General features: G+C 73.0%; 24 protein-coding genes and 5 pseudogenes. 13 read left to right on the forward strand and 16 right to left on the reverse strand.

The features are described 5' to 3' along the window. Positions 1 to 24: 24 nt before the first annotated feature. Positions 25 to 399 carry a helix-turn-helix domain-containing protein gene (locus ABZS71_RS16665; protein WP_356210736.1) on the forward strand — a complete coding sequence of 125 codons (375 nt, stop codon included), beginning with the start codon at positions 25 to 27 and terminating at the stop codon, positions 397 to 399. Between the two features lie 6 nt (positions 400 to 405). Here the strand turns inward: ABZS71_RS16665 and ABZS71_RS16670 are convergent, their stop codons facing one another. The 7 genes from ABZS71_RS16670 to ABZS71_RS16700 form a co-directional block, all read right to left on the reverse strand. Continuing rightward, entirely contained in the window at positions 406 to 546 is a 141-nt protein-coding gene (locus tag ABZS71_RS16670; RefSeq protein ID WP_356210738.1) for an ATP-binding protein, read from the reverse strand. A 103-nt stretch (positions 547 to 649) separates the two neighbouring features. Further along, positions 650 to 823, reverse strand: a complete 174-nt coding sequence (locus ABZS71_RS16675) for a hypothetical protein (RefSeq protein WP_356210741.1) — start codon at positions 821 to 823, stop codon at positions 650 to 652. 39 nt (positions 824 to 862) lie between these two features. Then, on the reverse strand, positions 863 to 1,948 hold the full coding sequence (locus ABZS71_RS16680; RefSeq protein ID WP_356210744.1) for a hypothetical protein: 1,086 nt from the start codon (positions 1,946 to 1,948) through the stop codon (positions 863 to 865). Positions 1,949 to 1,961: 13 nt separating this feature from the next. After that, positions 1,962 to 2,876 (reverse strand): NAD(P)H-binding protein, encoded by a 915-nt coding sequence (locus ABZS71_RS16685; RefSeq protein ID WP_355844306.1) that lies wholly within the window; start codon positions 2,874 to 2,876, stop codon positions 1,962 to 1,964. A 239-nt stretch (positions 2,877 to 3,115) separates the two neighbouring features. After that, positions 3,116 to 5,245 carry a xanthine dehydrogenase family protein molybdopterin-binding subunit gene (locus ABZS71_RS16690; protein ID WP_356210747.1) on the reverse strand — a complete coding sequence of 710 codons (2,130 nt, stop codon included), beginning with the start codon at positions 5,243 to 5,245 and terminating at the stop codon, positions 3,116 to 3,118. Beyond that, a complete protein-coding gene (locus ABZS71_RS16695) occupies positions 5,242 to 6,231 on the reverse strand; it encodes a xanthine dehydrogenase family protein subunit M (protein WP_356210749.1) in 990 nt (329 codons plus the stop codon). The genes ABZS71_RS16690 and ABZS71_RS16695 overlap by 4 nt, the downstream gene beginning before the upstream one ends. Then, positions 6,228 to 6,734, reverse strand: coding sequence for a 2Fe-2S iron-sulfur cluster-binding protein (locus ABZS71_RS16700; RefSeq protein ID WP_356210752.1), 507 nt, complete (start codon positions 6,732 to 6,734; stop codon positions 6,228 to 6,230). Before ABZS71_RS16700 ends, ABZS71_RS16695 begins: the two co-directional genes overlap by 4 nt. A gap of 137 nt (positions 6,735 to 6,871) precedes the next feature. Between ABZS71_RS16700 and ABZS71_RS16705 the strand changes: the two are divergent. Next, a pseudogene (locus ABZS71_RS16705) lies at positions 6,872 to 7,234 on the forward strand (FAD-binding protein); the annotation flags it as partial. Between the two features lie 7 nt (positions 7,235 to 7,241). Continuing rightward, a pseudogene (locus tag ABZS71_RS16710) lies at positions 7,242 to 7,292 on the forward strand (hypothetical protein); the annotation flags it as partial. A 107-nt stretch (positions 7,293 to 7,399) separates the two neighbouring features. On the opposite strand, the gene ABZS71_RS16715 reads toward ABZS71_RS16710, so the two are convergent. After that, positions 7,400 to 8,431 carry a LacI family DNA-binding transcriptional regulator gene (locus tag ABZS71_RS16715; protein ID WP_356210754.1) on the reverse strand — a complete coding sequence of 344 codons (1,032 nt, stop codon included), beginning with the start codon at positions 8,429 to 8,431 and terminating at the stop codon, positions 7,400 to 7,402. A gap of 111 nt (positions 8,432 to 8,542) precedes the next feature. Between ABZS71_RS16715 and ABZS71_RS16720 the strand changes: the two genes are divergently transcribed. From ABZS71_RS16720 to ABZS71_RS16730, 3 genes are all read left to right on the forward strand, one after another. Further along, positions 8,543 to 9,721, forward strand: coding sequence for a phytanoyl-CoA dioxygenase family protein (locus ABZS71_RS16720; protein ID WP_356210757.1), 1,179 nt, complete (start codon positions 8,543 to 8,545; stop codon positions 9,719 to 9,721). A gap of 16 nt (positions 9,722 to 9,737) precedes the next feature. Next, positions 9,738 to 10,514, forward strand: coding sequence for an SDR family oxidoreductase (locus ABZS71_RS16725; RefSeq protein WP_355844286.1), 777 nt, complete (start codon positions 9,738 to 9,740; stop codon positions 10,512 to 10,514). A gap of 121 nt (positions 10,515 to 10,635) precedes the next feature. Continuing rightward, the gene (locus ABZS71_RS16730) at positions 10,636 to 11,637 is read left to right on the forward strand and encodes a Gfo/Idh/MocA family oxidoreductase (protein ID WP_356210759.1); all 1,002 of its coding nucleotides are present in this window, start codon (positions 10,636 to 10,638) and stop codon (positions 11,635 to 11,637) included. Between the two features lie 55 nt (positions 11,638 to 11,692). Here the strand turns inward: ABZS71_RS16730 and ribA are convergent, their stop codons facing one another. Further along, complete coding sequence (gene ribA, locus ABZS71_RS16735) at positions 11,693 to 12,349, reverse strand: GTP cyclohydrolase II (RefSeq protein WP_355844280.1); 657 nt, start codon at positions 12,347 to 12,349, stop codon at positions 11,693 to 11,695. A gap of 99 nt (positions 12,350 to 12,448) precedes the next feature. Here ribA and ABZS71_RS16740 point away from each other — a divergent pair, with 99 nt between their 5' ends. Next, entirely contained in the window at positions 12,449 to 13,198 is a 750-nt protein-coding gene (locus ABZS71_RS16740; RefSeq protein ID WP_355844277.1) for a creatininase family protein, read from the forward strand. After that, positions 13,195 to 13,827, forward strand: a pseudogene (locus ABZS71_RS16745) (RibD family protein); the annotation flags it as partial. The gene ABZS71_RS16740 and the pseudogene ABZS71_RS16745, both read left to right, overlap by 4 nt. A gap of 192 nt (positions 13,828 to 14,019) precedes the next feature. On the opposite strand, the pseudogene ABZS71_RS16750 reads toward ABZS71_RS16745, so the two are convergent. From ABZS71_RS16750 to ABZS71_RS16770, 5 genes and pseudogenes are all read right to left on the reverse strand, one after another. Further along, positions 14,020 to 14,952, reverse strand: a pseudogene (locus ABZS71_RS16750) (lysylphosphatidylglycerol synthase transmembrane domain-containing protein); the annotation flags it as partial. Further along, positions 14,949 to 15,788 carry a class I SAM-dependent methyltransferase gene (locus ABZS71_RS16755; RefSeq protein ID WP_355844274.1) on the reverse strand — a complete coding sequence of 280 codons (840 nt, stop codon included), beginning with the start codon at positions 15,786 to 15,788 and terminating at the stop codon, positions 14,949 to 14,951. The pseudogene ABZS71_RS16750 and the gene ABZS71_RS16755, both read right to left, overlap by 4 nt. Further along, positions 15,785 to 16,891 carry a glycosyltransferase family 4 protein gene (locus ABZS71_RS16760; protein WP_356210761.1) on the reverse strand — a complete coding sequence of 369 codons (1,107 nt, stop codon included), beginning with the start codon at positions 16,889 to 16,891 and terminating at the stop codon, positions 15,785 to 15,787. Before ABZS71_RS16760 ends, ABZS71_RS16755 begins: the two co-directional genes overlap by 4 nt. Further along, positions 16,888 to 17,286 (reverse strand): 6-carboxytetrahydropterin synthase, encoded by a 399-nt coding sequence (locus ABZS71_RS16765; protein WP_356210764.1) that lies wholly within the window; start codon positions 17,284 to 17,286, stop codon positions 16,888 to 16,890. The genes ABZS71_RS16760 and ABZS71_RS16765 overlap by 4 nt, the downstream gene beginning before the upstream one ends. Before the next feature lie 81 nt (positions 17,287 to 17,367). Continuing rightward, positions 17,368 to 18,366, reverse strand: coding sequence for a zinc-binding alcohol dehydrogenase (locus ABZS71_RS16770; protein ID WP_356210767.1), 999 nt, complete (start codon positions 18,364 to 18,366; stop codon positions 17,368 to 17,370). A gap of 196 nt (positions 18,367 to 18,562) precedes the next feature. Between ABZS71_RS16770 and ABZS71_RS16775 the strand changes: the two genes are divergently transcribed. Then, complete coding sequence (locus ABZS71_RS16775; RefSeq protein WP_356210770.1) at positions 18,563 to 19,414, forward strand: CDP-alcohol phosphatidyltransferase family protein; 852 nt, start codon at positions 18,563 to 18,565, stop codon at positions 19,412 to 19,414. A 198-nt stretch (positions 19,415 to 19,612) separates the two neighbouring features. Here the strand turns inward: ABZS71_RS16775 and ABZS71_RS16780 are convergent, their stop codons facing one another. Next, positions 19,613 to 19,963: a metalloregulator ArsR/SmtB family transcription factor gene (locus ABZS71_RS16780; protein ID WP_356210773.1), complete on the reverse strand. Its 351-nt coding sequence runs from the start codon at positions 19,961 to 19,963 to the stop codon at positions 19,613 to 19,615. A 56-nt stretch (positions 19,964 to 20,019) separates the two neighbouring features. Between ABZS71_RS16780 and ABZS71_RS16785 the strand changes: the two genes are divergently transcribed. Together ABZS71_RS16785 and rpsR are read left to right on the forward strand one after the other, a co-directional pair. Further along, a complete protein-coding gene (locus tag ABZS71_RS16785) occupies positions 20,020 to 21,051 on the forward strand; it encodes a cation diffusion facilitator family transporter (RefSeq protein WP_356210775.1) in 1,032 nt (343 codons plus the stop codon). A 49-nt stretch (positions 21,052 to 21,100) separates the two neighbouring features. Next, positions 21,101 to 21,223: pseudogene (gene rpsR, locus ABZS71_RS16790) on the forward strand (30S ribosomal protein S18); the annotation flags it as partial. Between the two features lie 30 nt (positions 21,224 to 21,253). On the opposite strand, the gene ABZS71_RS16795 reads toward rpsR, so the two are convergent. After that, positions 21,254 to 21,691 carry a (2Fe-2S) ferredoxin domain-containing protein gene (locus tag ABZS71_RS16795; RefSeq protein WP_356210778.1) on the reverse strand — a complete coding sequence of 146 codons (438 nt, stop codon included), beginning with the start codon at positions 21,689 to 21,691 and terminating at the stop codon, positions 21,254 to 21,256. Positions 21,692 to 21,899: 208 nt separating this feature from the next. Here ABZS71_RS16795 and ABZS71_RS16800 point away from each other — a divergent pair, with 208 nt between their 5' ends. Continuing rightward, complete coding sequence (locus ABZS71_RS16800) at positions 21,900 to 23,342, forward strand: cytochrome ubiquinol oxidase subunit I (protein WP_356210780.1); 1,443 nt, start codon at positions 21,900 to 21,902, stop codon at positions 23,340 to 23,342. Next, on the forward strand, positions 23,339 to 24,331 hold the full coding sequence (locus ABZS71_RS16805) for a cytochrome d ubiquinol oxidase subunit II (RefSeq protein ID WP_356210782.1): 993 nt from the start codon (positions 23,339 to 23,341) through the stop codon (positions 24,329 to 24,331). Before ABZS71_RS16800 ends, ABZS71_RS16805 begins: the two co-directional genes overlap by 4 nt. Positions 24,332 to 24,438 lie beyond the last annotated feature (107 nt).

Raw genomic sequence — 24,438 nt, forward strand, 5'->3', positions numbered from 1 at the left:
AGCGACGCGCCGAAGGACTTCCTCATGACCGTGAGCTGTGCCTCGGGCCGCCATGACCAGCACGATGTCTACGCCGCCCAGTGTCCCTGCCGCGAGGTGCTCGATCTGCTCGGCAACAAGTGGTCGGCGCTGGCGATCGGCGCCATGGAGGACGGCCCGCGGCGGTTCGGGGTGCTCCAGCGGCGGCTGCAGGGCGTCAGCCCGAAGGTCCTCACCCAGACGCTGCGCCGGCTGGAGGACGGCGGTTTCGTGGACCGCACCGTCTACCCGGCCGTCCCGCCGCATGTCGAGTACGCGCTGACCGATCTGGGGCGCGGCGTCGCCGGGCCGCTGGGGCAGCTGCGCGACTGGGTCGAGAGCCATCTCGACGAGATCCGCCCCGCCGGCACCCCCAACTGAGGCCCCTCAGGGGACCTGCTGTTCGGTCCAGACGCACTTGCCGGCCGAGGTGTAGCGCGTACCCCAGCGCTGGGAGAGGGCGGAGACCAGCTGCAGCCCGCGCCCGCCCTCGTCCGTCTCCGATCGCCCGCCCGGGCGGGCGCCCACACCGGTACGCCCAGGGCCACCGCGCGGGCCGGGGCCGTGGCGCCGGCCGGCTCGACCTCCGCCCAGTCCCGCGCGACGGTACGGATCAGCCCGTGGGCCGCCGTCAGCAGCAGCCCCCCGGGGCGCCGGGGCCGCGCAGATGCACCATGCCGCCGAGGCCGCCGGACTCGGTCACCGCGTGGTCGAGCGCGAATCCCAGCAGCTCGGTGCCCCGCAGCCGGTCACCCGCCTCGACGATCATGCGCAGCCGCTCGGCGGGGGCCTCGTGCATGCCCATGGGGCTGGGTACCCCTTTCGGGGTGATGAAAAGGATGGGCTAGCCGACCGGGCGGCGGTCGACCGGGGTGAGGGGGACGCTGATGACCAGGGCGGTGCGGCGGGGGCCGGACCAGGGGGCCGGGACGGCGTCGATGTCCTGGGCCAGCCGGTAGGCGAGCTCCTCGTAGTTCACCCGCCAGCCGCGGAATTGCGGCCAGGCCTCCTCCGGGGTGCGCTCCATCGGATAGCCCTGCTCGCGCATCCGCTCCACGCCCACCAGAAAGTCCGCGTACTCGAGGCGCAGCGGACCGTCCGGGCTGGGGTCGGCGTTGTACGGGATATTGCGGATGTCGGCGATATCGCGCAGACAGATGAAGCCCGCCCGCAGCGCCAGCCGCACCTGGGCCCGTGGTTGGGAGGGGTTGAACGCCAGCCGCAGCGCCGCCGCGTCCAGCACGGCCAGCAGGGCGATCAGCCAGTTGCGGTTGGCCTTGGGGGAGCGGAAGTGGACCAGGATCGGATACGTGGTGTGGCTCTCGCTGACCGCGGCGCTCCACCGCTCCCAGCCGCGGAACAGCTCGTCGATGTCGTCCAGCAGCTTGACCTGCGCGTAGCGGGCCAGGATCTGCGGGCCCCAGGGCGGGCTGCCCGCCCGGGTGTGCAACAGGGTGACCTCGGTCTCCCGGCGCTGATACGCGTTGTACAGGGTGGGCAGGTAACCGACCTGCAGGCCCACCACGATGGGCCCGGTGGCCGCGGCGCAGAAGTCGACGGCGGTGAGCGTGGCCCGGCGGCTGGTGGCGAAGCCGAGGGTCAAGAGCGAGGAGCCGGCCTCGTACAGCGCGTCCCGGATGCCGATTCCGCTCACCGCGGCCAGGAGCAGTGCGTAGCCGATCATGAAGGACGCCAGCCAGCCGATCAGTGTGATGACGATGGACACCGGCGCCACCGGGGCCAGCACCCGGTCCTTGGCCTCGGTGCTCCGCAGCTGGTCGGCCGTGAACCGGAACGGCCGACGGACCAGCCGCTGGACGAGCCCGGTGAATCCGGTGCGGGTCGGCCGGGGAATCACCAGCGTGCGCAGCACCGAGGCGAAGATCCCCAGCACGATGACGGCACCGATGATGCCCAGCAGTACACGCACCGCGGTCCCGTTCTCACGTCGCGAACAGTTCGGAATGGTCCTGGACGAACTCCCGGACACCGGTCGCGGGCCTTCCGGTGATCGTCTCGATGTCGTCCGTCGCGCGATCGTAGCGGTTTTCCGCGTGGAGACGCGCCATGGTGGCGAGGTGGTCGGAAAGATGGGCGGGAAGGCCCAGCGCGCTCAATTCATGGGCGATCCATGCCTCGTAGGAGACGTCCACATAACTGACGGGCCGGTTCAGCACGTCGGCGAACTCCGCGGCCATGGCGGTCATATCGCGGGAGGTCCGGCCGGTCAGATGGTAGGTCTTTCCGATATGCGAGGCGGGGTCCGTCAGGATCTCCGCCGTCACCGCGGCGACATCCCGCGCGGCGACCGGAGAGGTGCGCCCGGAGCCGAACGGCAGCCGGATCGTGCCCTCTTCCGCGATCGAGGAATAGGCGAAGATCTCGAAGAGCGGATTCTCCATGAAGACGGTGGGCCTGATGTGGGTGACGGGCAGCCCGGACCAGTCGAGGACCTGTTCGCCCAGCCATTGCTGCCGGTGCTGATTCGATTCGGACGTACTGGTGAGGTCCATTTGGGAGACCGTCATCTGCGACATATTGACGAACGCGTCCAGCCGCGCGTATTCGCGGGCGACCGCCGCCGTCGTCACCGTCGCCTCCAGATAGTGGGGCGACACGCTCATGCCGAAATACATCCGCCCGCACCCGTCCAGCGCGCGGGCGACATCCGGGGCGCGGGTCAGATCGCCGACGACGACCTCCGCGCCCGTGGCGCGCAGGCCTGCCGCCCGTTCGTCCTCGCGGTGGACCATGGCGCGCACCGGCAGTTCGCGCCGTCGCAGCTCCTCGACGACGCTCCGGCCCACCGCCCCGACGCTCCCGGCGGCGCCGGTGACAAGGATCGGCGGCCGGGACACGGCTAGGCCCCGTCTCCGCGGCCCGCGCGGGCCGGCGATGCCGCTGTGCCCGCGGCGGAGTCGCGGGCGTCACGAGCAGCGGCTCCGCTGCGGGGACGAGCGGCCGCTGCCGCGGCGGGCCGTACCTCGCCGCGTTGCCGGGATCGCCCGAGCAGGCTTGCGACGAGGACGACCCTCCGCCTCGCGCCACACGGCACCGGACATCGCGGGCTGATCCACGCGGACCACGGAGACACCATCTAAGCCACCAGCTTGTCGAGGGTGATGGGCAGATCGCGGACCCGGACCCCGGTCGCGTGGTGCACGGCGTTGGCGACGGCCGCGGCCGTGCCGACGATGCAGACCTCGCCCAGGCCCTTGGAGCCCATCACATTGGTGTGCGGGTCCGTCTCGTCCAGCCAGTGGGCCTCGATCGCGTGCACATCGGCGTTGGCGGCGATGTGGTACTGGGCGAAGTCCTGGTTGACCACATGGCCGAACCGCTGGTCGAGCACGCTGTGTTCGTGCAGGGCCATCGAGATCCCCTGCGTCATCCCGCCGATCAGCTGCGAGCGCGCCGTCTTGGGGTTGATGACCTGCCCCACGTCGAACATGCCGAGCAGCCGCACCACCCGGATCTCGCCGGTGTCCTCGTCCACCCGCACCTCGGCGAACTGGGCGCCGAAGCTGTGCATCGCATAGTGCTCGGCGTCGGGGTTGCCGGGCATGTCGGCGGTGACCTCCAGGCCGTCCGGCGGCACCGTGCCGCCGAAGTCGGACTCCAGGAGCGCGCGCAGCCGGGCGGCCGTCTCGGAGACCGAGCTGCCCCAGCTGGTGATGCCGGACGAGAACCCGGCGACCGACGCGGGCGGCAGCGCCGTGTCCCCGATGCGCAGCTCCACCCGCTCGACGGGCACGCCCAGCGCGTCCGCGGCGATCTGGGTGAGCGCGGTCCAGGTGCCGGTGCCCATGTCGGCGGCGGCGATCAGCACCGTACAGTGCCCGTCCGGCCCCATCCGGATCGTCGCGGTGTTCCCCGGGAAGCGGGGCGAGGGATACGTCGAGGCGGCCACCCCGGTCCCGATCAGCCACCGGCCGTCATGGGGCGCGCGGGGGGTGGGGTCGCGTCGCTCCCAGCCGGCCCGGCGGGCGCCCTCGCGCAGACAGTCCACCAGATGGCGGCTGGAGAAGGGCAGTCCGGACTCGGGGTGGACCTCGGGCTCATTGCGGATCCGGAACTCCACGGGGTCGAGACCGCAGGCGAGCGCCATCTCGTCCACCGCCGACTCCAGCGCGAACATGCCCTGTGCCTCGCCCGGCGCCCGCATGATGGTCGGCACCGGGACATCCAGCGGGGCCAGCCGGTGGGTGGTGCGCCGGTGCGGCGCGGCGTACATCACCCGGGTGGAGACGGCGACCTGCTCCGCGTACCCCTTGGCCTTGGCGGTCTGCTCGACCACGTCGTGGGCGATCGCGGTGAGCCTGCCCTTGCCGTCGGCGCCGAGCCGGATCCGCTGGATGGAGGCGGGGCGGTAGCCGACGAGCGCGAACATCTGCTGGCGGGTGAGCGTGAACTTGACCGGCCGCTTCACGGTCCGGGCGGCCATCGCGGCGAGGACGGCATACGACTGGGGATAGACCTTCGAGCCGAAGGCGCCCCCGACATGCGGGGAGATCACCCGGACCCGCCGGGGTTCCAGGCCCAGCACCCCGGCGATCAGATCCCGGCTCCAGGTCACGCCCTGGGTGGAGCAGCGGACCGTCAGCTCGCCGTCGGCCCAGGTGACGACGGCGGTGTGCGGCTCCATCGGGTTGTTGTGGTACATCGGCGTGGAGTACGTCGCGTCCAGGGTGACCGTCGCCAGGGCCATCGCCGTATCGGCGTCCCCCAGCACGCTGTCGGCGGGCGAGCCGTCCTGGAGCTCTCCGCCGCCCTGGCCGAACGCGGCCGCGTGCACCGGGCTGTAGAGGTCGTCGCGGTCGGACCGCAGCGCCACATCGTGCGGCCGCTGCGCGTACTCGAACCGGACGAGCCCCGCCGCGTAGCGGGCGGTCTCCAGGGATTCGGCGACCACCGCGCCGATGAACTGGCCGCGCCACGCGACCTCGTCGGACTGCAGTACCGCCAGCTCCGGATCGTCGGGCCGGGTCAGCGAGGGGGCGTTGAGATGGGTGAGCACGGCCAGCACCCCCGGCTCGGCCTCCGCCGCGGACGTGTCCACGCCGGTGACGCGCCCGGCGGCGATCGTGGACTGGAGCGGATGCAGATAGACCGGGCGGTCGAGGGGCCATTCGTAGGCGTAGGTGGCCGTGCCGGTGACCTTCTGCGCGCCGTCGACCCGGTCCATCGGGGTGCCGATGGCACGGGGGCGGGCTCTGACGTCGCTCATCGCGCCTCCTCCAGCAGCTCGCGCAGCGTGCTGACGATCGTGTTGCGGGCGAGCGGGACCTTGAACGCGTTGCCCGGCAGCGGATCCGCCTGGGCCAGTTCGGCCGCGGCGGCGTCGCGGAAGCTCGCCGTCGTCGCGGGCCCGCCGCGCAGCGCCGCCTCGGCCGTGGCCGCCCGCCACGGCTTGTGCGCCACCCCGCCCAGCGCGATGCGTACGTCCCGTACGGAGCCGTCGGCGACCTCCAGCGCGGCGGCGACCGAGACCAGCGCGAACGCGTACGACGCGCGGTCGCGCACCTTGCGGTAGCGGGAGTTCACGGCGACGTGCGGGGGCGGCAGATCGACGCCCGTGATCAGCTCGCCGCGGCGCAGCACGGTGTCGCGCTCCGGGGTGTCGCCCGGCAGCCGGTGCAGTTCGGTCAGCGTGATCCGCCGCTCCCCGTCCGGCCCGCGCACGGAGACGACCGCGTCGAGCGCGGCCAGCGCGACCGCCATGTCGGAGGGGTGCGTGGCCACGCAGGCGGGGGAGGCGCCGAGGATCGCCAGATCGCGCTGGTAGCCCTCCATCGCCGAGCAGCCCGAGCCCGGTTGGCGCTTGTTGCACGGGGTGGTGAGGTTCTGGAAGTACGCGCAGCGGGTGCGCTGGAGCAGATTCCCGCCGGTGGTGGCGAGGTTGCGCAGCTGACCGGAGGCGCCCGAGAGCAGTGCCTGGGACAGCACCGGATAGCGCCGCCGGACCCTGCGGTCGGCGGCCAGATCGCTGTTGGGTACCGCCGCGCCGATCCGCAGGCCGCCGTCCGGCAGCTCCTCGATCCGGTCGGAGGTGAGGCGGCGGACGTCGATCAGCACCTGAGGGGTCGCCACCTCCAGCCGCATCAGATCCACCAGATTGGTCCCCCCGGCCAGATAGGCCGCCCCCGGCTCCTCGGCCAGGGCGGTCACGGCCGCTGACACATTGTCGGCGCGCTCGTAGCGGAAGGGCCTCATCGGTGTGCCACCTCCGCGATGGCGGGGACGATATTGGCGTACGCGGCGCAGCGGCACAGATTGCCGCTCATCCGCTCGGCGATCTCCTCGTCGTCGAGCACCACATCGGCGGCGTTCGGATCCTTGCTCACGGCGCTCGGCCAGCCCTCCTGTGCCTCGTGCAGCATTCCGGCGGCCGAGACGATCTGGCCGGGGGTGCAGTAGCCGCACTGGAAGGCGTCATGGGCGATGAACGACCGCTGCAGCGGGTGCAGCTCGCCGTCGGCGAGCCCCGCCGCCGTGACGATGTCCGCGCCCTGGTGGGCCACGGCCAGCGCGAGACAGCTGAGGGCGCGGCGCCCGTCGAGCAGCAGGGTGCAGGCGCCGCACTGGCCGTGGTCACAGCCCTTCTTGGGGCTGGTGTTCCCCAGCCGCTCGCGCAGCGCGTCCAGCAGCGTCGTACGGGTGTCGACGGTGAGCCGGTGCTCGGTCCCGTCCACCCGGAGCGTGATCTCCAGGTCCATGGTCCCTGTCCTTGATCGTTGTCCTTCGGAACGTCACACGGCACGTCCGCGGCCTGTCACGCGGCACTGACCATTCTCGGACAGATGTGCGCTGATCGCCCGTCCGGCGGCGCTCGGCTCGCCCCTTGACGCCCGTCATGCCCTTTGATTCCGCTCTACACCTTCCCCCGCTGGTCCTGGCGCCGCCCCTGCTCCCCGCGGCCCAGATCCTCCCGGCCGCCCGCGCCCGCTACACCGCCGCCCGACGACCCACCACTCGACTGCACGGAGAGTGGCCGGCCCGCTCCACCGCCGACGCGGTCGTCATCGGATCCGGCGCCGGCGGCGCCATCGCGGCGCGCACCCTCGCCCGCGCCGGGCTGCGCGTCGTCGTCCTGGAGGAGGGCCACCACCACTCCACGGCCTCCTTCGGGCAGCGCACCCCGCTCGGCCGGTTCGCCGAGCTGTACCGGGACGGCGGCGCGAGGCACGGCCACCGCCGGCGCCGATCCGCACCGCTCGCCCGCCGACGGCGCGGGACGGCTGCGGGGTGCCGGGGGAGTGCTGATCGCCGACGGCTCGGTGCTGCCCAGCTGCCCGGAGGTCAACCCCCAACTCTCCATCATGGCCGCCGCCCTCGCGGTCTGCGAGGCCCACGTGAGAAGGGTTGAGGGGGCGTCGGTGCCTCAGCCGGTCACCGGCATGTTGTACGGCGTCACCACCTGGATGGGGGACGGCGGCACACCCCCGCCCCAGCCCGGCAACGCACCCTGCGCCCGCATCACGATCTGGCACGCCCTCCGCATGTCCTGCCGCAGATCGTGGTGCAGCACCGCCGACAGCCGCCCCTCCCTCAGCAGCCGCGTGTTGTCCCCGTCGAGGTCGTGCGCGATGAAGACCGCGCACTCGCGGCCGAGGGCCTCGAACGCCTCCAGCGTGGCGATGTTCCCGCCGCCGATCGAGTAGACCGCCCGGATCTGCGGATCGCGCGCCAGGGCGTCGAGGGCGAGGTCCCGCTGCGTCGCGTCCAGCCCGTCGCCCTCGGCGATGTCGACCACCGTCCGCTGCGGCCGCAGCGCCCGCATCGCACTGCGGAAGCCCATCTCGCGCTCCTCCTCGCCCCGGAAGAAGCCGCTGCTCAGGCTGGTGAGCACATGGCCGGGGCGGTCGCCGAGCCACTGCCCGATGAGATACGCGGCAGTGGCCCCGGCCGCCCGGTTGTCGATGCCGACGTACGCGATGCGCCCACTGGTCGGCAGATCCGTCACCAGCGTGACGACGGGTATCCCGGCGGCGGTGAGGCGGGCGACGGCGGCGGTGACCTCGGGGACGTCGGGAGCCTTGAGGATCACGCCCTGGGACTGCCGCTTGGTGACGATGCGGTCCAAGGTGGCGATCAGCTCGCCGACCGGACCGGTCTCGCGGAAGTGGAAGCGTGAGCGCATCACGGCCGGGTGCAGCGAGGGCAGCTCGGCCTCCAGGGCGCACCGCACCGCCGTGGAGAACCGCGCCGGCGCCTGCATCACGATGTCGATCATGAAGGTGCGGCCGCCGAGCCGGACCTGGTCCCGCTGCCGGTGCAGATCGGTGATGGCCTGGTGCACCTCGCGCGCGGTGCTCTCCCGCACCCCGCCGCGGTGGTTCATGACCCGGTCGACGGTGGCCTCGCTCAGCCCGGCCTGGCGGGCGATCTCCCTGAGCGGGAAGGGGTGGGGCACGGCACGCCTCCTTGAGGGGTTTTTGATGGCTGACCGGCGATTGCTTGAGGGGGTGGTGGTTCACCAGAATGACACCACTCCGGCGCCGCACCCCCTCGAAAGGACGGCCTCATGTCCCTCACCACCGACGCAGCCCGGACCTGGCTGTCCGAGGAGGACTGCGACCTCGACGCCTTCCGGGCCCTGGTCGAGCGGGCCACCGACCCGGCCGACCACCCCCACGCCTCCGGTGTGGAGCGCGGCGTACTCGTCTACGACAGCGCGCGCCTGCGCACCGCCGCCGCCACCCCGGCCGGCCGCCGCGACGTCCAGGCCGAACTGGTCCGCGCCCTCAGCGACGGCCCCGGGATCGTCGTCCTGCGGCGCGCCTTCCCGGATCCGGCGGTCGTGGACCGGGCGACCGAGGCGTTCGACGCCCTGATCGCCGATCAGCGCGCGGCCGGTGCGTCGGCGGGTGACCACTTCGCCGCGCCGGGCGCCAACGACCGGGTGTGGAACGCTCTGCAGAAGATGGCCGTCCGCGATCCTGAGGCGTTCGCCGACTACTACGCCAATGACATCCTCGCCCTGGTCTGTGCCGCCTGGCTCGGCCCCGGCCACCAGATCACCTCGCAGATCAACGTCGTCAACCCGGGCGGCGCGGCGCAGACCGTGCACCGCGACTACCACCTCGGCTTCCTGCCGGGCGAGATCGCGGCCGGATACCCCGCGCACGTCCACCGCCTCTCGCCGGTGCTCACCCTCCAGGGCGCGGTCGCCCACTGCGATATGCCCGTGGAGTCCGGCCCGACGATGTATCTGCCGCACTCCCAGAAGTTCGAGCCCGGCTATCTCGCCTGGCGGCTGCCCGCGTTCCAGGCGTACTTCGAGGCCCACCACATCCAGCTGCCGCTCGCCAAGGGCGACGCCGCGTTCTTCAACCCGGCCCTCTTCCACGCCGCCGGCACCAACCGCTCCACGGACATCAAGCGCATGGCCAACCTCCTCCAGATCTCCTCCGCCTTCGGCCGCGCCATGGAGACCGTGGACCGCGAGGCCATGGTGGGCGCGGTCTATCCGGTGCTGCGGCGCCGCAAGGCGGAGGGCGCGAACCAGGAGTGGCTGGAGACCGCGGTCGCGGCCTGCGCCGAGGGCTACCCCTTCCCGACCAACCTCGATCTCGACCCGCCGGCCGACGGGCTCGCCCCGCCGTCCCAGGCCGACACGGTCCGCCGCGCCCTCGCCGAGGACTGGACGCCCGAGGCGCTCCGCGACGCCCTGCGGGCCGCCTCTGACCGCCGCCGCGCCTGAAGGAAAGGGACACATCATGGGACTTCTGGACGACAAGGTGCTGCTGGTCAACGGGGGCAGTCAGGGCGTCGGCGCCGCCGTCGCGCGCGCCGCCGCCCGCGAGGGCGCCGTGGTGGCCGTCAGCGGTCGGCGCCCCGAGCCCGGCGAGGCGCTGGTGGCCGAACTGACCGCCGCAGGCAGCCAGGCCGCCTTCCTCCGGGCCGATCTGGCCGACGCCGGGCAGGCGAAGGCCGTGGTGGAACAGGTGGTGGCGGCCCACGGCCGGATCGACTGCCTGGTCAACTCGGCCGGGCTCACCTCGCGCGGCACGCTGCTGGACACCACGCCCGAGCTGTTCGACGCGCATATGGCCATCAATGTGCGTGCGCCGTTCTTCGCCATGCAGGCGGCGGTCGCCGACATGGTGGCGCGGAATGCGCCCGGCACGATCGTCAACATCATCTCCAACTGCGCCCACGGCGGCCCGCCCCATCTGGCGCCGTACTCCACCGCCAAGGCCGGACTCGCCGGGCTGACCCGCAACGCCGCCCACGCCCACCGCTGGGACCGCATCCGGATCAACGGCCTGAACATCGGCTGGACCGCCACGGAGGGGGAGGACGCCACCCAGCGCGCCTTCCACGGCGCGGGCGACGACTGGCGGGAACAGGCCGCCCGCCGACTGCCGATGGGCGGACTCGGCCGGCCCGAGGAGATCGCCGGCATCGTCGTCCTGTTGCTCTCCGACCGCAGCGGCGTCGTCACGGGCTCGGTCATCGACTGGGACCAGAACGTCGTCGGCGGACTCGACTAGCGGCTCGGCCGGTAAGGAACACCGCACCCGTCTCTTCGCGACCGTCCCGGACCCGCGACGCCCGCCCCGGGGCAGCGCACGTCCGTGCGGCACCACCAACCCCCTCCAAGGAGCACACGCAATGCGTATCGGGATCATGGGTCTGGGCCGGATCGGCGCGTTTCACGCCGAGACCCTGGCCGGGCTGGAAGCCGTGGAATCGCTCGTCGTCACCGATCCGTCTCCCGACACGGCCGCCGTCGCCGGGCGGCTGGGCGCCACGGCGGTGGACTCGCCCGAGGCGGTGCTGGCCGCCGGGGTCGACGGGGTGGTGATCGCCGCCGCGACCGACGCGCACCCCGGGCTCGTCCTCGCCGCCGTCCGGGCGGGCGTGCCGGTCTTCTGCGAGAAGCCCGTCGCCCGCACCATGAAGGAGGGCGTCGAGGTGCGCGACGCCGTCAAGGACAGCGGCGTGCCGATCCAGATCGGCTACAACCGCCGCTTCGACCCCGGATTCGCCGCCGCCCGCGCCGCCGTCGCCCGGGGTGAGCTGGGGCTGCTGCACACCGTGCGGTCCACCACGCTCGACCCGGAGCCGCCCCCGCCCGCGTACATCACGGCCTCCGGCGGCATCTTCCGCGACTGCTCGGTCCATGACTTCGACATCATCCGCTGGGTCACCGGCCGCGAGGTCACCGAGGTCTACGTCACCGGCAGCAACCGCGGCGCGAAGTACATCGCCGCCGCGGGCGACGCCGACACCACCGCCGCGCTCCTCACCCTCGACGACAAGACCCTCGCCCTGGTCTCCAACAGCCGCCACAACGCCCGCGGTTACGACGTGCGCATGGAGCTGCACGGCTTCAAGGACAGCATCGCCGTCGGCCTGGAGGACCGGCTTCCGCTGCGCTCCGTCGAGCCCGGCACCGCCTTCCCCGCCGCCGCCCCGCACCACTTCTTCATGGACCGCTTCGCCGTCGCCTACCGCGCCGAACTCATCGCGTTCACCGAGGTCGTGGCCGGGCTGCGGTCCTCGCCGTGTACGGTCGAGGACGCCCTGGAGGCGGGCTGGATCGCCGAGGCCTGCACGCTGTCGCTGCGCGAGCGCCGCGCCGTACGGATCGAGGAGGTGCGCACGGCATGACGACTCGTGCAGCGCGACCGCCGCTGCCGGCCGTCCTCGGGGCCACCGTGGCGTCTTAGGACCGGTTGACCACGGCCTCCAGATGGGGCAGGTAGTGGTCCATGCGGTCCCGCTTGGTGAGCAGGTAGGAGAGGTTCTCCTTGTGCGGCGGCATCAGCAGCGGCACCTGCTCGGTGATGGTGATGCCGTGGCGCAGCAGCGCCTCCCGCTTACGGGGGTTGTTCGACAGCAGCCGTATGGAGCGCACATCGAGGTCGTGCAGGATCTCCGCCGCCACCCGGTAGTCCCGTGCGTCGGCCGGGAGGCCGAGGGCGAGATTCGCCTCGACCGTGTCGAGCCCCTCCAACTGAAGCTTCATCGCCTGGAGTTTGGCCAGCAGTCCGATGCCGCGGCCTTCGTGGCCCCGGAGGTAGACGAGGATGCCTCGCCCTTCGGCGGCGATGTATCCCAGCGCGGCGGAGAGCTGATCGCCGCACTCGCAGTGCTTGGAGCCGAACGCGTCTCCGGTCAGGCACTCCGAATGCACCCGGGTAAGCGCTCCTTCACCCTGGACGTCGCCGTATACCAGCGCCATTTGTTCCTCACCGCGGTCGCGGTCCAGGTAGCCGAAAGCGAGAAAATCGCCGTGCACGGTGGACAGCTTGACCTTCACCACTCGCTCGACACCCGAGGGACGTTCAGCAGCGTCGAACACGCCATCACTTTCTGTCATGAGACCCAATCCTATCTGGCAAACCCCTGCCGGGGTAAGGAAAAATACAATAGAAGCAGCAATCCGCTGCTCGCTACACGTACGAAGGGCCCGAAAAACATGAGCAGTTCGGAAACGCGGCACCAGGTTGGTGACCTGCTGCCGGTGGAGACGACGGAGGACATACGGGCCGCACGGCCCGAGGTCGCCGTCCTGCCCATCGGCAGTTTCGAACAACACGGTGCATTTCTCCCGATGGTGACCGACACGGTCATCGCCTGTGCGATAGCCCGCGAGGTCGCCGCCGCGTATCCGGTGCTTCCGCTCCCTCCGCTGACGATCTCCTGTTCTCATGAGCACGCTGCCTGGCCGGGGACCGTCTCGATTTCCGCGGCGACCCTCTACGCCGTCGTCCGGGACATCGCCGACTCGCTCCGCCGCTCCGGTATCCGCGCCCTGATTCTGGTGAACGGGCACGGCGGAAATTACGTCCTGCGGAACGTCGTTCAGGAATCCGCGGACAGCGGCATCCGCATGGCGCTTTTCCCGGGTTCGGCGGACTGGGACGCGGCACGGAAGCGGGCCGGGGTGGTGACTCCGTCGCACAGCGATATGCACGCGGGCGAAGTGGAGACGGCCATCCTGCTGCATGCTCATCCGGAACTCGTCCGGCCCGGTCAGGAAACCTCCGACTGGACCGCCGACGACCGGAAGCATCTGCTCACCCTCGGTATGCCGGCCTACACCGAGTCCGGTGTCATCGGCCGCCCCTCAAGGGCCTCCGCCGTAAAGGGAAAAGAACTGCTGGCCGGGCTTGTGGACGCATTCGCGGAGTACCTTTCCGTGGTCGGTGCGGAGGAGGAGCGATGAGTGTGCTGGAGTCGGACCTGGCATGGGAGCGGCTGCGCGCCGTCCGGTCCGAGGCGGATGCCGGGGCCGCCGGTCTGGTCAAGGGGGCGGACGGCGGATGGCGGTGGGCGGGTCCCGCCTCGCCCGAGGCGCGGCTGCTCGCCGACCGCTATCTGCCGGTGTGCCTCGCCGGTCCGCGCTTGGCCTTCGCGCAGCTCGGACAGAGCCTGGACGGTTTCATCGCGACCCGGACCGGTGACGCCGACTATGTCACCGGCGAGGAGGACCGCCGCCATCTGCACCGTCTTCGCGCCCTGGCCGACGCGGTGGTCGTCGGGGCGGGCACCGCCGTCGCGGACAATCCCCAACTGACGGTGCGCGCCTGCTCGGGAGCGCACCCGGTGCGCGTCATCCTCGATCCGCACGGCCGGGTCCCGCTGACACATCGCGTGTTCACCGACGGCTCAGCGCCGACCCTGTGGGTGGTGGGCGCGGACAGCGAGCGCGGGCAGCCGGCTCCGGACGGGGTGGAGGTGCTGACGCTTGCGGACCGGGCCGCCTTTGCCCCGGGGAACCTGGTGTGCACGCTCGCGCGGCGCGGCCTCGGCCGGATCCTGGTCGAGGGCGGCGGCGTCACCGTGTCGCGCTTTCTGCACGAGGGCGCGCTGCACCGGCTCTACGTCACCGTCGCGCCGGTCCTGCTCGGCGACGGCATCCCGGGGCTGCGCTTCGCCGGTACGCCGGTGATGCGCGACGCGCTCCGGCCGCCCGTGCGCCGCGCCGTCCTCGGCGAGGACACCCTCTTCGAACTCGACCTCACGACGCCGCCACCGGGCGAACCCCTGGCCGACGAGCACCCCGATACCGGGCAGGCTCGCGGCGAACGTGAGCACCCCGTACACCACGGCGACGGTCAGCCCCTGGCCGGCGCCCAGGCCCGCGGCGCCGAACGCCCAGGCGGTGACGCCCTCCCGGGGGCCCCAGCCGCCGACGTTGAGCGGCAGCGCCATGGCGATCAGGGCCAGCACCATCAGGGGCACCAGCTCGGTCACCGGAGCGGTTGACCCCGCGGCCCGCGCGGCGAGCAGGAACATCCCGAGGTGTCCGGCGAGTACCGCGACGGACGAGACCGCCACCCCGGGCCAGCTGCCCCGGGCCAGCAGCCCGCGGCGCGCCTCGCCCAGCGCGGAGCGCACCGCGCGGTGCCACCGCGAGGTGCCGGGCGCGCCGCGCAGCCGCCGCCCCACGGCGAAGGCCAGCGCCAGACCGCACACCGCGGCGAGCACGGGCACGGCGCCCGGTGTCGCGGTGACGCGGTGGGCGAGGTGACGGGTCTGCTCCAGGGCCACAGAGGGCCGGGCGAACAGGAGCGCCACGCCCACCGCGATCAGGACCACCTGGCCCGCGACCCGTTCGAGGACGACCGCGCGCACACCCCGGCCGACGTCCCCGGCGCTCCGCCCGTGCCGTACCGCGCGGTGCACATCGCCGAGGACGCCGCCGGGCAGCGCCGCGTTGAGGAACAGCGAGCGGTAGTAGTCGGCGACGGCCGGGCCGAGCGGCAGCCGGATCCGCAGGCCGCGCGCCACCAGGCACCAGCGCCAGGCGCTGAACACCGTGGTCAGCAGCCCGATTCCGAGCGCGGCCAGCAGGGTGACGCCGTCGATCCTGCGCACGCCGTCCAGGAAGGCTCCGGTGCCCAGCCGCCACAGCAGTACGGCGAGGATGGCCGATCCGGCGAGCGCCCCGAGGCGCGCCCGGACCGCCGCGCTCACGCCGCCGCTCCCATCGGCAGGGGCGCGGGCAGCGCCAGCAGATCGGTGTGGTGCACCACCACCCGCAACGCGCCCGCCGCGCACTCCGCCAGACGGCGGTGCAGATACGCCTCGGCGCGCGGTGCGAGGTCCGGCCGCTGCTCGACCGCCGCGCCGACCCAGCCCCGTAGCCACTCGGCGGTCAGCGCGGAGTCCTCGGGGCCCAGCAGCCAGGGGCTGGCGTGCGTCCGTACGGTCGCGCCGTACCGTGCGAAGGCCTCGGAGGCCACCGTGATGGCGTCGGGCCCCAGCAGACCGCCGCGCCGCTGATGGGCGTTGAACGCGTCGGCGATCTCGGCGTCCAGCGGATCGGCCGGGGTGAGGTCGGCCCGCCCGGCCACCGAGAGCGCCAGCAGCGCCGGGCATCCGGCCCCGGCGCAGGCCGCGGCGATGCCGTCCACCTCCTCGGGGGTGAGCACGTCCAGCAGGGCGGAGGCCGTCACCAGCGAGGCGTCGGCGAGGGTGTCCGCGGTCAGCCGGGCGAGGTCGCCACGGGAGGTGGCGACCGTAATACGGCTGCCGTCGGCGGCCGTACGGGGCGTCCGCACGGCGGCCCGGTCGAGCAGGTCGGGGTCGCGGTCGTGCAGGATCCACAGCTGCGGGCCGTGGCTCAGCCGGGGCGCGAGCCAGCGCCCCATCGAGCCGGTGCCGCAGCCGAGGTCGTGCACCACCAGCGGCGGGTCCGTCAGGCGGGCACGCAGCGGTTCGAGGAGTTCGGCGGCGCGGGCGGCCGCGTCGGCGCCCTCCCGCAGCTCCAGCCAGTCGGGGGTGTAACGCGGTACGTCGGTCGTCTTCACGCGGCCCTCCGGGGCTCTTGTCGCAGCTGTTCCAGCGCACCGGCCAGATGTTCGGTGGTCGTCTCCCACCCGGCCAGCGCGGCGCGCCGCTCACGGGCGGCGGCCGTCAGCCGGTGGCGGGTGCCGGGTTCGCCGAGCCAGCGGCGCAGCGCCGCCGTGAGCGCCCCCGGGTCGTCCGGGGCGACGAGCAGGCCCGGCACGCTCCCGTCGGGCGCGTGCCCGACGGCCTCCGGGACGCCGCCGACGGCCGTCGCCAGCACCGGGATGCCGCGCGCCAGCGCCTCGGTCACGGCCATGCCGTAGGTCTCGGCGTACGAGGTGAGCACCATGAGGTCGGCGGCGGCGTAGCTCGCGTCCAGCTCGGCGCCGGTCCGCGGGCCGGCGAGGCGCAGCCGGTCGCCGATGCCGTACTTCTCGGTCAGCTCCCGCAGCCGGGCGACATAGCCGGGGTCCTGGCCGAGCCCCCCGACGCAGTCGCACTCCCAGGGCAGGTCGGCGACGTCCGCGAGGGCCTCCGCCAGCCGGTGCTGCGCCTTGCGCGGGGTCACCGAGGCGACGCACAGCAGCCGTGAGCCATCGTCGCTGCCGGTGGCGAGGGGCGCGATATCGGCGCCGGGGGCGGCGACATGGACCCGGCCGCGGGCGAGCCGGTGCCGGTCCACGAGCCGCCGGGCCGCCCAGTCGCTGGTCGCCACGACCGCCCGCACCGAGCGCAGGGTCCTGCCCTCCAGCGCCTCCAGATCCGCCGCCCGGCCGGGGGCGAGCCCGGTCTCGTCGCCCAGCGGCAGATGCACCAGCACCGCCAGCCGCAGCCGTTCGGCCTGGGGGACGATGACGTAGGGGAGCCCGCAGGCCACGAGCCCGTCGAGGAGGACGACGGAGCCGTCCGCCAGCTCCGAGAGCAGCCGCGCCAGTTCGGCGCGGGCGGCCGGTCCCGGCTGGGGCCAGCCGCCCGCGATCGCGTGCTCATGGACCTGCCAGCCGGCCCCGGGCAGCTCCCGGCAGATCCGGCGGTCGTAGACGTTGCCACCGCTCGGCGCGGCCGGGTCGTCCACGCCGCCGGGCATCACGAAGTGCACCGCGGGCATGTCGGCGCGGCTCATAGGACACGCTCGTAACTCGCCCACGCGATATGCGATTCACGCAGGGTGACCGTGATCCCGGCCAGACCACGGGCGCCCTCGCCCAGCGCCCCCGAGCGCACCCGGTCGGCGAGCCGGTCGGCGACGACCTTGGCCAGGAACTCGGTGGAGGTGTTGACGCCCTTGAAGTCGGGTTCGTCGTCGAGATTGCGGTAACTGAGCGCGCCGACCACCTCGCCGAGCTCACGGGTGGCCAGTCCGATGTCGACGACGATGTTGTCGTCGTCCAGCTCGGTACGGCGGAAGGTGGCGTCCACGAGGAACGTCGCCCCGTGCAGCCGCTGCGCGGGTCCGAAGACCTCGCCGCGGAAGCTGTGAGCGATCATGATGTGGTCGCGGACGGTGATGCTGAACAACGGATGACCCTCCCGGTGCGGCGCGTCAGGCCCCCCTCTGCCGGGGCCCGGCCTGTAGTACGGCCGCCGTGTTCCCCGTGTTCAGACCGATGTGGCGACAAATTCCGGGCCGTACACCACGCGGTGGCACAGCCCCGGAAGTTCGCCGGAGGACAGCCTCGGCAGCACCTCGGGCAGCTCCTCGAAGGCGCATTCGCCGGTGACCAGCGCGTCGAAGGCGGGGTCGGCGAGCAGTTCGAGCGCGAGCGCCAGCCGGTCGGCGTAGCTCCGCCGGGAGCCCCGGGCCGGGGACACCGTCCCCACCTGGCTGCTGCGCACCGTCAGCCGGCGGGAGTGGAAGGCCTCCCCGAGCGGCAGACTGATCCGCCGGTCCCCGTACCAGCTCAGTTCGAGAACGGTGCCCTCCGGGGCCAGGAGCTCCAGCGAGCGCGCGAGCCCCGCCTCGGTGGCGCTGGCGTGCACGACGAGATCGCAGTCGCCGGCGGCGTCCTCGGGGAGCGCGAAGTCCACGCCGAGCGCCCGGGCGATATTGGCGCGCGCCGGTTGCGCGTCGACCAGTTGCACCCGTACGGCGGGAAAGCGGGCGAGGACGGCGGCGACACTGGCGCCCACCATCCCGGCCCCCACCACGGCGATCCGGTCGCCGAGCAGCGGCGCCGCATCCCACGCCGCGTTCACCGCGGTCTCCACCGTCCCGGCCAGCACGGCCCGGGAAGCGGGCACCGCATCCGGCACCGGGGTCACCGCGCTCGCCGGGACCACATAGCGGGTCTGATGCGGGTAGAGACTGAAGACCGTACGGCCGACCAGGGCCGACGGCCCCTCCTCGACCAGACCGACGTTGAGATACCCGTACTTGACGGGCCCGGGGAACTCGCCGTCCTGGAACGGCGCGCGCATCGCGCTGTGCTGGCTCTCCGGTACCCCGCCCCGGAAGACCAGGGTCTCCGTACCGCGACTCACCCCGGAGCAGAGCGTGCGCACCACGACATCGTCGGGGCCGGGGTCGGGCAGGGCGACTTCGCGTATCTCGCCATGGCCGGGGGAGCGGAGCCAGAAGGCGCGGGCGGCGCGCGTCATCGGCGTCCTCCTGAAGGATCGAGCGGAATCATCGGGCTGGGTACACGGGCTGGACATCGGGTTGCACCACACCGCCGAACGATCTGCCGGACATCGGGCTGAACAATCGAGCGGCGGTTCACGTACCGATCACCATGAAGCCGCGAACACGGTACGCGGCCCCCATCCACTCCGCCACACAGCCGGAGGGTGCACGGTGGCCCTGAACAATACGTACAACACCAGAGTGTTGCTCCATGAGACCGCCGTGGGCGCGGGCGCGCAGATTCTGCTGCTGGCCCTGCTCGGCACGGCGATCGGCCTGGGCCCCGTGGGCTGGCTGACCGGCCTGGCCTTCGCGATCGCCACCTGGGCGGTGCTCACCCGGGCACTGTCCCGGACCTGGCTGCACTCCTTCGGGGCGGCCAACCGCGTCACCCTGGCCAGGGCGACCCTCGTCGGCGGGGTGACCGCGCTGGTCGCCGACTCCTTCGAGAGCCCGCCCCCGGTCACGGTCCTGGTCGCCCTCACCGCGGTCGCCCTGATCCTGGACGCGGTCGACGGCCAGGTCGCCCGCCGCACCGGAACGTCGTCCTCCCTGGGCGCGCGCTTCGACATGGAGGTCGACGCGGTCCTCATCCTGGTGCTCAGCGTCTACGTCGCCACCGCGCTCGGACCGTGGGTGCTGCTGATCGGCGGCATGCGCTACGCCTTTGTCGCGGCGGCCCGGTTCCTGCCGTGGCTGCGCGGCTCGCTGCCCCCGAGCCGGGCCCGTAAGACGGTGGCCGCGCTCCAGGGGATCCTGCTGCTCGTCGTCGGCTCCGGCATCCTCCCGTACGCGGCGGCCTTCGCGACGGCCCTGCTGGCGCTGACCCTGCTCAGCTGGTCCTTCGGCCGCGACATCAGGTGGCTGTGGAGCACCAGGGACCGTCAGGCGGACGAGGTGGCGGCGCTGCGGGCGGACCGTCAGCCCGACCTTCGGTCCGACCTTCAGGCTGCGCTGCGCCGGACCGACCGCCAGGAAGAGCGCCGGACAGACCGTCAGGTGGAACTCCGGGCGCGGGCATGAGCCGGCGGCGGACCGGGCGCGGGGCGACGCCCGGCAGCTCGGCCTCGCGCTCCGGGGTGATCCGGCCGCGCCGCGCTCCCGGCACCGAGGCCGACGCCACCGGCGGTGCCGCCGCCGTACGCCTGGACGTCGCTGTCAGTAGCGCAGTCGGGCGGGGGAAGCGCCACCGTGTCCGCCGCCGCGTCCGGCGGGGACACCTCAAGCCCCCGCCCCCGGATGGCCGGCGTGGCGGAGGGCCTCGATGACCAGACGGCGGAGGGGGCCCTCGCGCAAGGTGTAGATCGAGCGGCGGCCGTCCTTGCGGACCTCGACCAGTCCGGCGAGGCGGAGTTTGGCCAGATGCTGACTCACGGCGGGGCGGGCGGCGCCGCTGGCCGTGGCGAGCGTGTTGACGTCGGCCTCGCCCTGGGCGAGGGACCAGAGCAGATACAGCCGCGTCGGGTCGGAGAGCAGCGAGAAGACACCGGCAGCCGCGGAGAACCGGGCCGCGCCGCCCGGAGGTTGCGGCTGCGAACCATGCGCATCTGATAGATGCATGCGTGCGCTCATAAGCACATAATGGGGCGTGGGCACGCGCGGTGTCCAAGGGCCGAAAGGCGGTTTTCGTGAGCCACCAGCAGGGACACCCCCACGCGCACGCACACCACCACCCCACGACCTGGCGGCACCGGCTCGGGCATCTGGCCAGACCGCATTCCCATGAGGCGGCGGACAAGGTCGACTCCGCGCTGGAGTCCTCCACCCAGGGCATGCGCGCGCTGTGGACCTCCCTCGCCGTGCTCGGGGTGACGGCCGTGGCGCAGGCGGTGGTCGTGGTGGTGTCCGGGTCGGTGGCGCTGCTCGGCGACACCGTCCACAACGCCGCCGACGCGCTGACCGCGCTGCCGCTCGGGGTCGCGTTCGTCCTCGGCCGCCGGGCGGCCAACCGTCGTTTCACCTACGGCTACGGGCGGGCCGAGGATCTGGCCGGGATCGTCATCGTGCTCACCATCACGGCGTCCGCCGGATTCGCCGCCTGGACCGCCGTCGACCGGCTGCTGCACCCCCGGGAGGTCAGCGCCCTGCCCGCCGTCGCCGCTGCCGCCGTCGTCGGCTTCCTCGGCAACGAGTGGGTGGCCCGCTACCGCATCCGCGTCGGCCGCGCGATCGGCTCGGCGGCCCTGGTCGCGGACGGGCTGCACGCCCGTACCGACGGCTTCACCTCGCTCGCCGTGCTGTTCGGCGCGGGCGGCGCGGCCCTGGGCTGGCGGCTCGCCGACCCGGTCGTGGGCCTGCTCATCACCGCCGCGCTCCTGCTGGTGCTGCGGGACGCCTGCCGTGAGGTGTTCCGGCGGGTGATGGACGCCGTCGACCCCGCCCTGGTGGAGGGAGCCGAAGCCGCGCTGCGGGACGTCGCGGGCGTACGCGAGGTCGGCGAGCTGCGGCTGCGCTGGATCGGGCACCGGCTGCGCGCCGAGGTCGCGGTCGTGGTCGACGGCACGCTCACCGTACGCGAGGCGCACCAGGTGGCGGTCGAGGCCGAACACGCCCTGCTGCACGCGGTGCCGAGGCTCACCGCCGCCCTGGTCCACGCCGACCCCGCCCCCGCGCCGGGCATGGCCGACCCGCACGCGGCGCTGGCCCACCACGCCGTCTGACCGGACCGCCGGAGGTCTGCTCGGCAGTGGCGAGGCGCCCCTGGTGAACATCTCCGACCGGGGCAAGATCCGCAGCCGTCGGGTGACCTGAGTGACGCGCCGGCAGCAGCGGCAGATCGCCCGCGCCATCAAGAACGCCCACGAGATGGCCCTGCTGCCGTACGGCTCTCGCCAGCCGTCGCTACGGCTCCCGCCGGCGTCCCTACGGCTCCCGCTTGCCGCCCCTCCGCGACCTCGGCCCGCGGGCCCGCGCCCGGGCTTCGGCCGGTGGGCGGATGAACTGCAGCTCCAGCGTGGCCGGTGGCTCGGCGAGACCCGGTCCGCCGGCGGCGGCCCAGCGGAGCAGGTCGTCCGTGCAGTTGTCGTCGTTGGCCCAGCCGATCCAGGTCGCTCGGCCGCCCCGCGCGCGGCCGGCCGCGGAGGGCTGGACCACGACGACGTTGGCCTGGCCGCAGGGGCCGAGGCAGTCCGTCGTACGGACGGCCGGCCGCCCGCCGGAGCCAGCGGCCGCGGCGCGCAGCCGGTCGAGCTGCCCTTGGTGGTCGGTGCCGGGGTGCTTGCGCGGATCGCCGCAGCAACAGCCCCGGCAGACGACCAGCGTGCACGGCCGGCCGGCCCCGACGGGCGTACGGGGGCTCACGGCCGTACGGGGGCTCACAGCGCGGCCCGGGAGGGCTTGGGGGTGCCGTGCGGGCTGAGGATGTCGGCTCCCTTCGTCCGCAGCAGCGTACCCAGCCACCGACGGAGCCATGGGGGCCGGCGGGCGGCTGGGCCGCGCGAGTGACGTCGCTCCATCCGGGCACCGGGGTGGTTGCGCCACCCCCCGGTGCGAAGCCGACTATGTCCGGGTGACCCCTTCATATCTGGCATTCCGGGCGGTGTCCGGGCTGCCGGCCGCCGTCGCCGAGCCGTCGCAACTCCTGCCCGCGCGCGAGCAGATGGCCTTCACCCTGGGTTTTCACATCGTGCTGGTGCCCTTCGGCGTGGCCTTCACCTTCATCATGCTGCTCGCTCACCGCCGCGGGCTGCGCCACGGCGACGACCAGGCGCTGCTCCTGGCCCGGCGCTGGTCGAAGGTGGCCGCCGTGCTGTTCGCCGTCGGGGCCGTCTCCGGGACGGTGCTGACCTTCGAGCTGGGGTTGCTGTGGCCCGGTCTGATGGGCCGGTACGGCGCCGCCTTCGGGTTCCCGTTCGCCATCGAGGGGCTCTTCTTCTTCCTGGAGGCCATCTTCATGGCCATCTACATCTACGGCTGGGACCGGCTCCCGCCCTGGCCGCACTTCTGTACCGGGATCGTGGTGACTCTGTCGAGCGTCGGCGGAACGGCGTCGGTCGTGGCCGCGAACGGCTGGATGAACCAGCCGGGCGGCATCGTGCTCCGGGGCGGGCGTGTCGTCGATGTGGTCCCGGCCGAGGTGTTCTTCAACGGCGCGTTCTGGTGGGAGACCGTGCATATGCTCCTCGCCGCGTACATCGTCGCGGGCTTCACCGTCGCCGGCGTCTACGCGAGCGGCCTGCTCAAGGGCCGGCGCGACCGCTACCACCGGCTGGGCTTTCTGCTTCCCTTCACGACCGCGGCCATCGCCATGCCCCTGCAGTTCGTGGTGGGGGACATCATCGCCCGTGAGGTCTTCCGTAAGGAGCCCGCCAAGTTCGCCGCCATCGAGCTGCTGCCCACCACCGGCGACCATGTCGCGGAGGTCGTCGGCGGAGTCCTCGTCGACGGGCGGGTACGTTATGGCGTCCCCCTGCCGAACGTCGCCTCCCTCCTCGCCGGCTTCACCCCCTCCACCAGGATCAAGGGCCTCGACACCGTCCCTCCCGCCGTGCGCCCCGACGACGCCGTGGTCACCGTCGTCCATCTGTCCTTCGACGTCATGGTCGGCACCGCCACGCTGCTGCTCCTGCTGTCGGCCTGGTTCGCCTGGCTGTGGTGGCGACGGCGTACGGTGCCGACCAGCCGGTGGTTCCTGCGCTGCGCGACCGTGGCGGGCCTGGTCGCCATGGTGTCCCTGGAGAGCGGCTGGGTGGTGACCGAGGTCGGCCGCCAGCCCTGGACGGTCGTGGGGCTGCTGCTCACCAGGGACGCCGTCACCACCACCGGCAATCTGTGGCCCTTCTTCGGCGCCGCGCTCGCCATCTACCTCGGGGTCGGAATCGGAGCCGGGTACGCGCTGCGAGCCATGCACCGGCGCTGGCGGGCGGAGGGCGACGCGGCCGTCAGCGTCCCCTACGGACCACCGCCGGCCCCGTCACCGGCCCCCTCGGCCAGGGGAGGTGACGGGGCATGACGGATCTCACCGCGGTCGTGATGTTCATCGGCGTCATCGCTTACGCCCTCTTCGGCGGGGCCGACTACGGCGCGGGCTTCTGGGATCTGACCGCCGGAGGCGCGGTACGCGGGCGGCGGACGCGCGCGCTGATCGACTCCTCGCTCAGCCCGGTGTGGGAGGCCAACCACACCTGGCTGATCTTCTGCTTGGTCATGATCTGGACCGGCTTCCCCCCGGCCTTCGCCGCCATCACCACCACGCTGTACATCCCCCTCGGGCTGACCGCGCTCGGCATCGTCGTCCGCGGCGCGGGCTTCGCCTTCCGCAAGGTGCTTCTGCGCACCGCCCACCAGCGGGTCACCGGCGCCGCGTTCGCCCTCTCCTCGGTGTGCACGCCGTTCTTCATGGGCACCGTGGCCGGCGCGATCGCCTCCGGCCGGGTCCCGACGGGCGGCCACGGCGACGCCCTGGCCTCCTGGGTGAACCCCACCTCCCTGCTCGGCGGCATCCTCGCGGTCGCCGCCTGCGCCTATCTCGCCGCCGTCTTCCTGGCCGGCGCGGCCCGGCAACGCCGCGCCGGCGCGCTGGAACGCGGCTTCCGCCGCCGCGCCCTCGGGGCGGGGGCGGCGGCGGGCGCGGTGGCGCTCGCGGGCGTGTTCGTCCTCCGCTCCGACGCCCCACGCCTCTTCCACCAGCTGCGTACGGACGGGCTGCCGCTGCTCATCGCCTCGGCGGTGTTCGGGGTGGCCGCCCTGGCCCTGTTGTTCGGCCACCGCTCCCATGTCGTCGTACGGACCCTCGCGGCGGCGGCGATCGCGACCGTCGTGGCGGGCTGGGGCGTCGCCCAGTACCCCTATCTGCTGGGCACCCATCTGACGACCCAGCAGGCCGCGGCCCCGGCACCCACCTTGTGGGTGCTCTTCGCGGTCTCGTGCGTCGCGGCGCTGCTCATTGCCCCCTCGCTGCTGCTGCTCTACGCCCTGCAGCTACGGCGCAGACTCGGCTGACCGGCGCGCGCCGCCGGCTACCCGGCGGCAGGAGGCCCCCTTGACCGGAACCGGGAGAAACCATGCGCGGCACACCCACGCACGCCGTGGTTCCACCTCGCCCTGCT

The sequence above is a fragment of the Streptomyces sp. NPDC005393 genome (assembly GCF_040606675.1).
Taxonomy (GTDB): domain Bacteria; phylum Actinomycetota; class Actinomycetes; order Streptomycetales; family Streptomycetaceae; genus Streptomyces.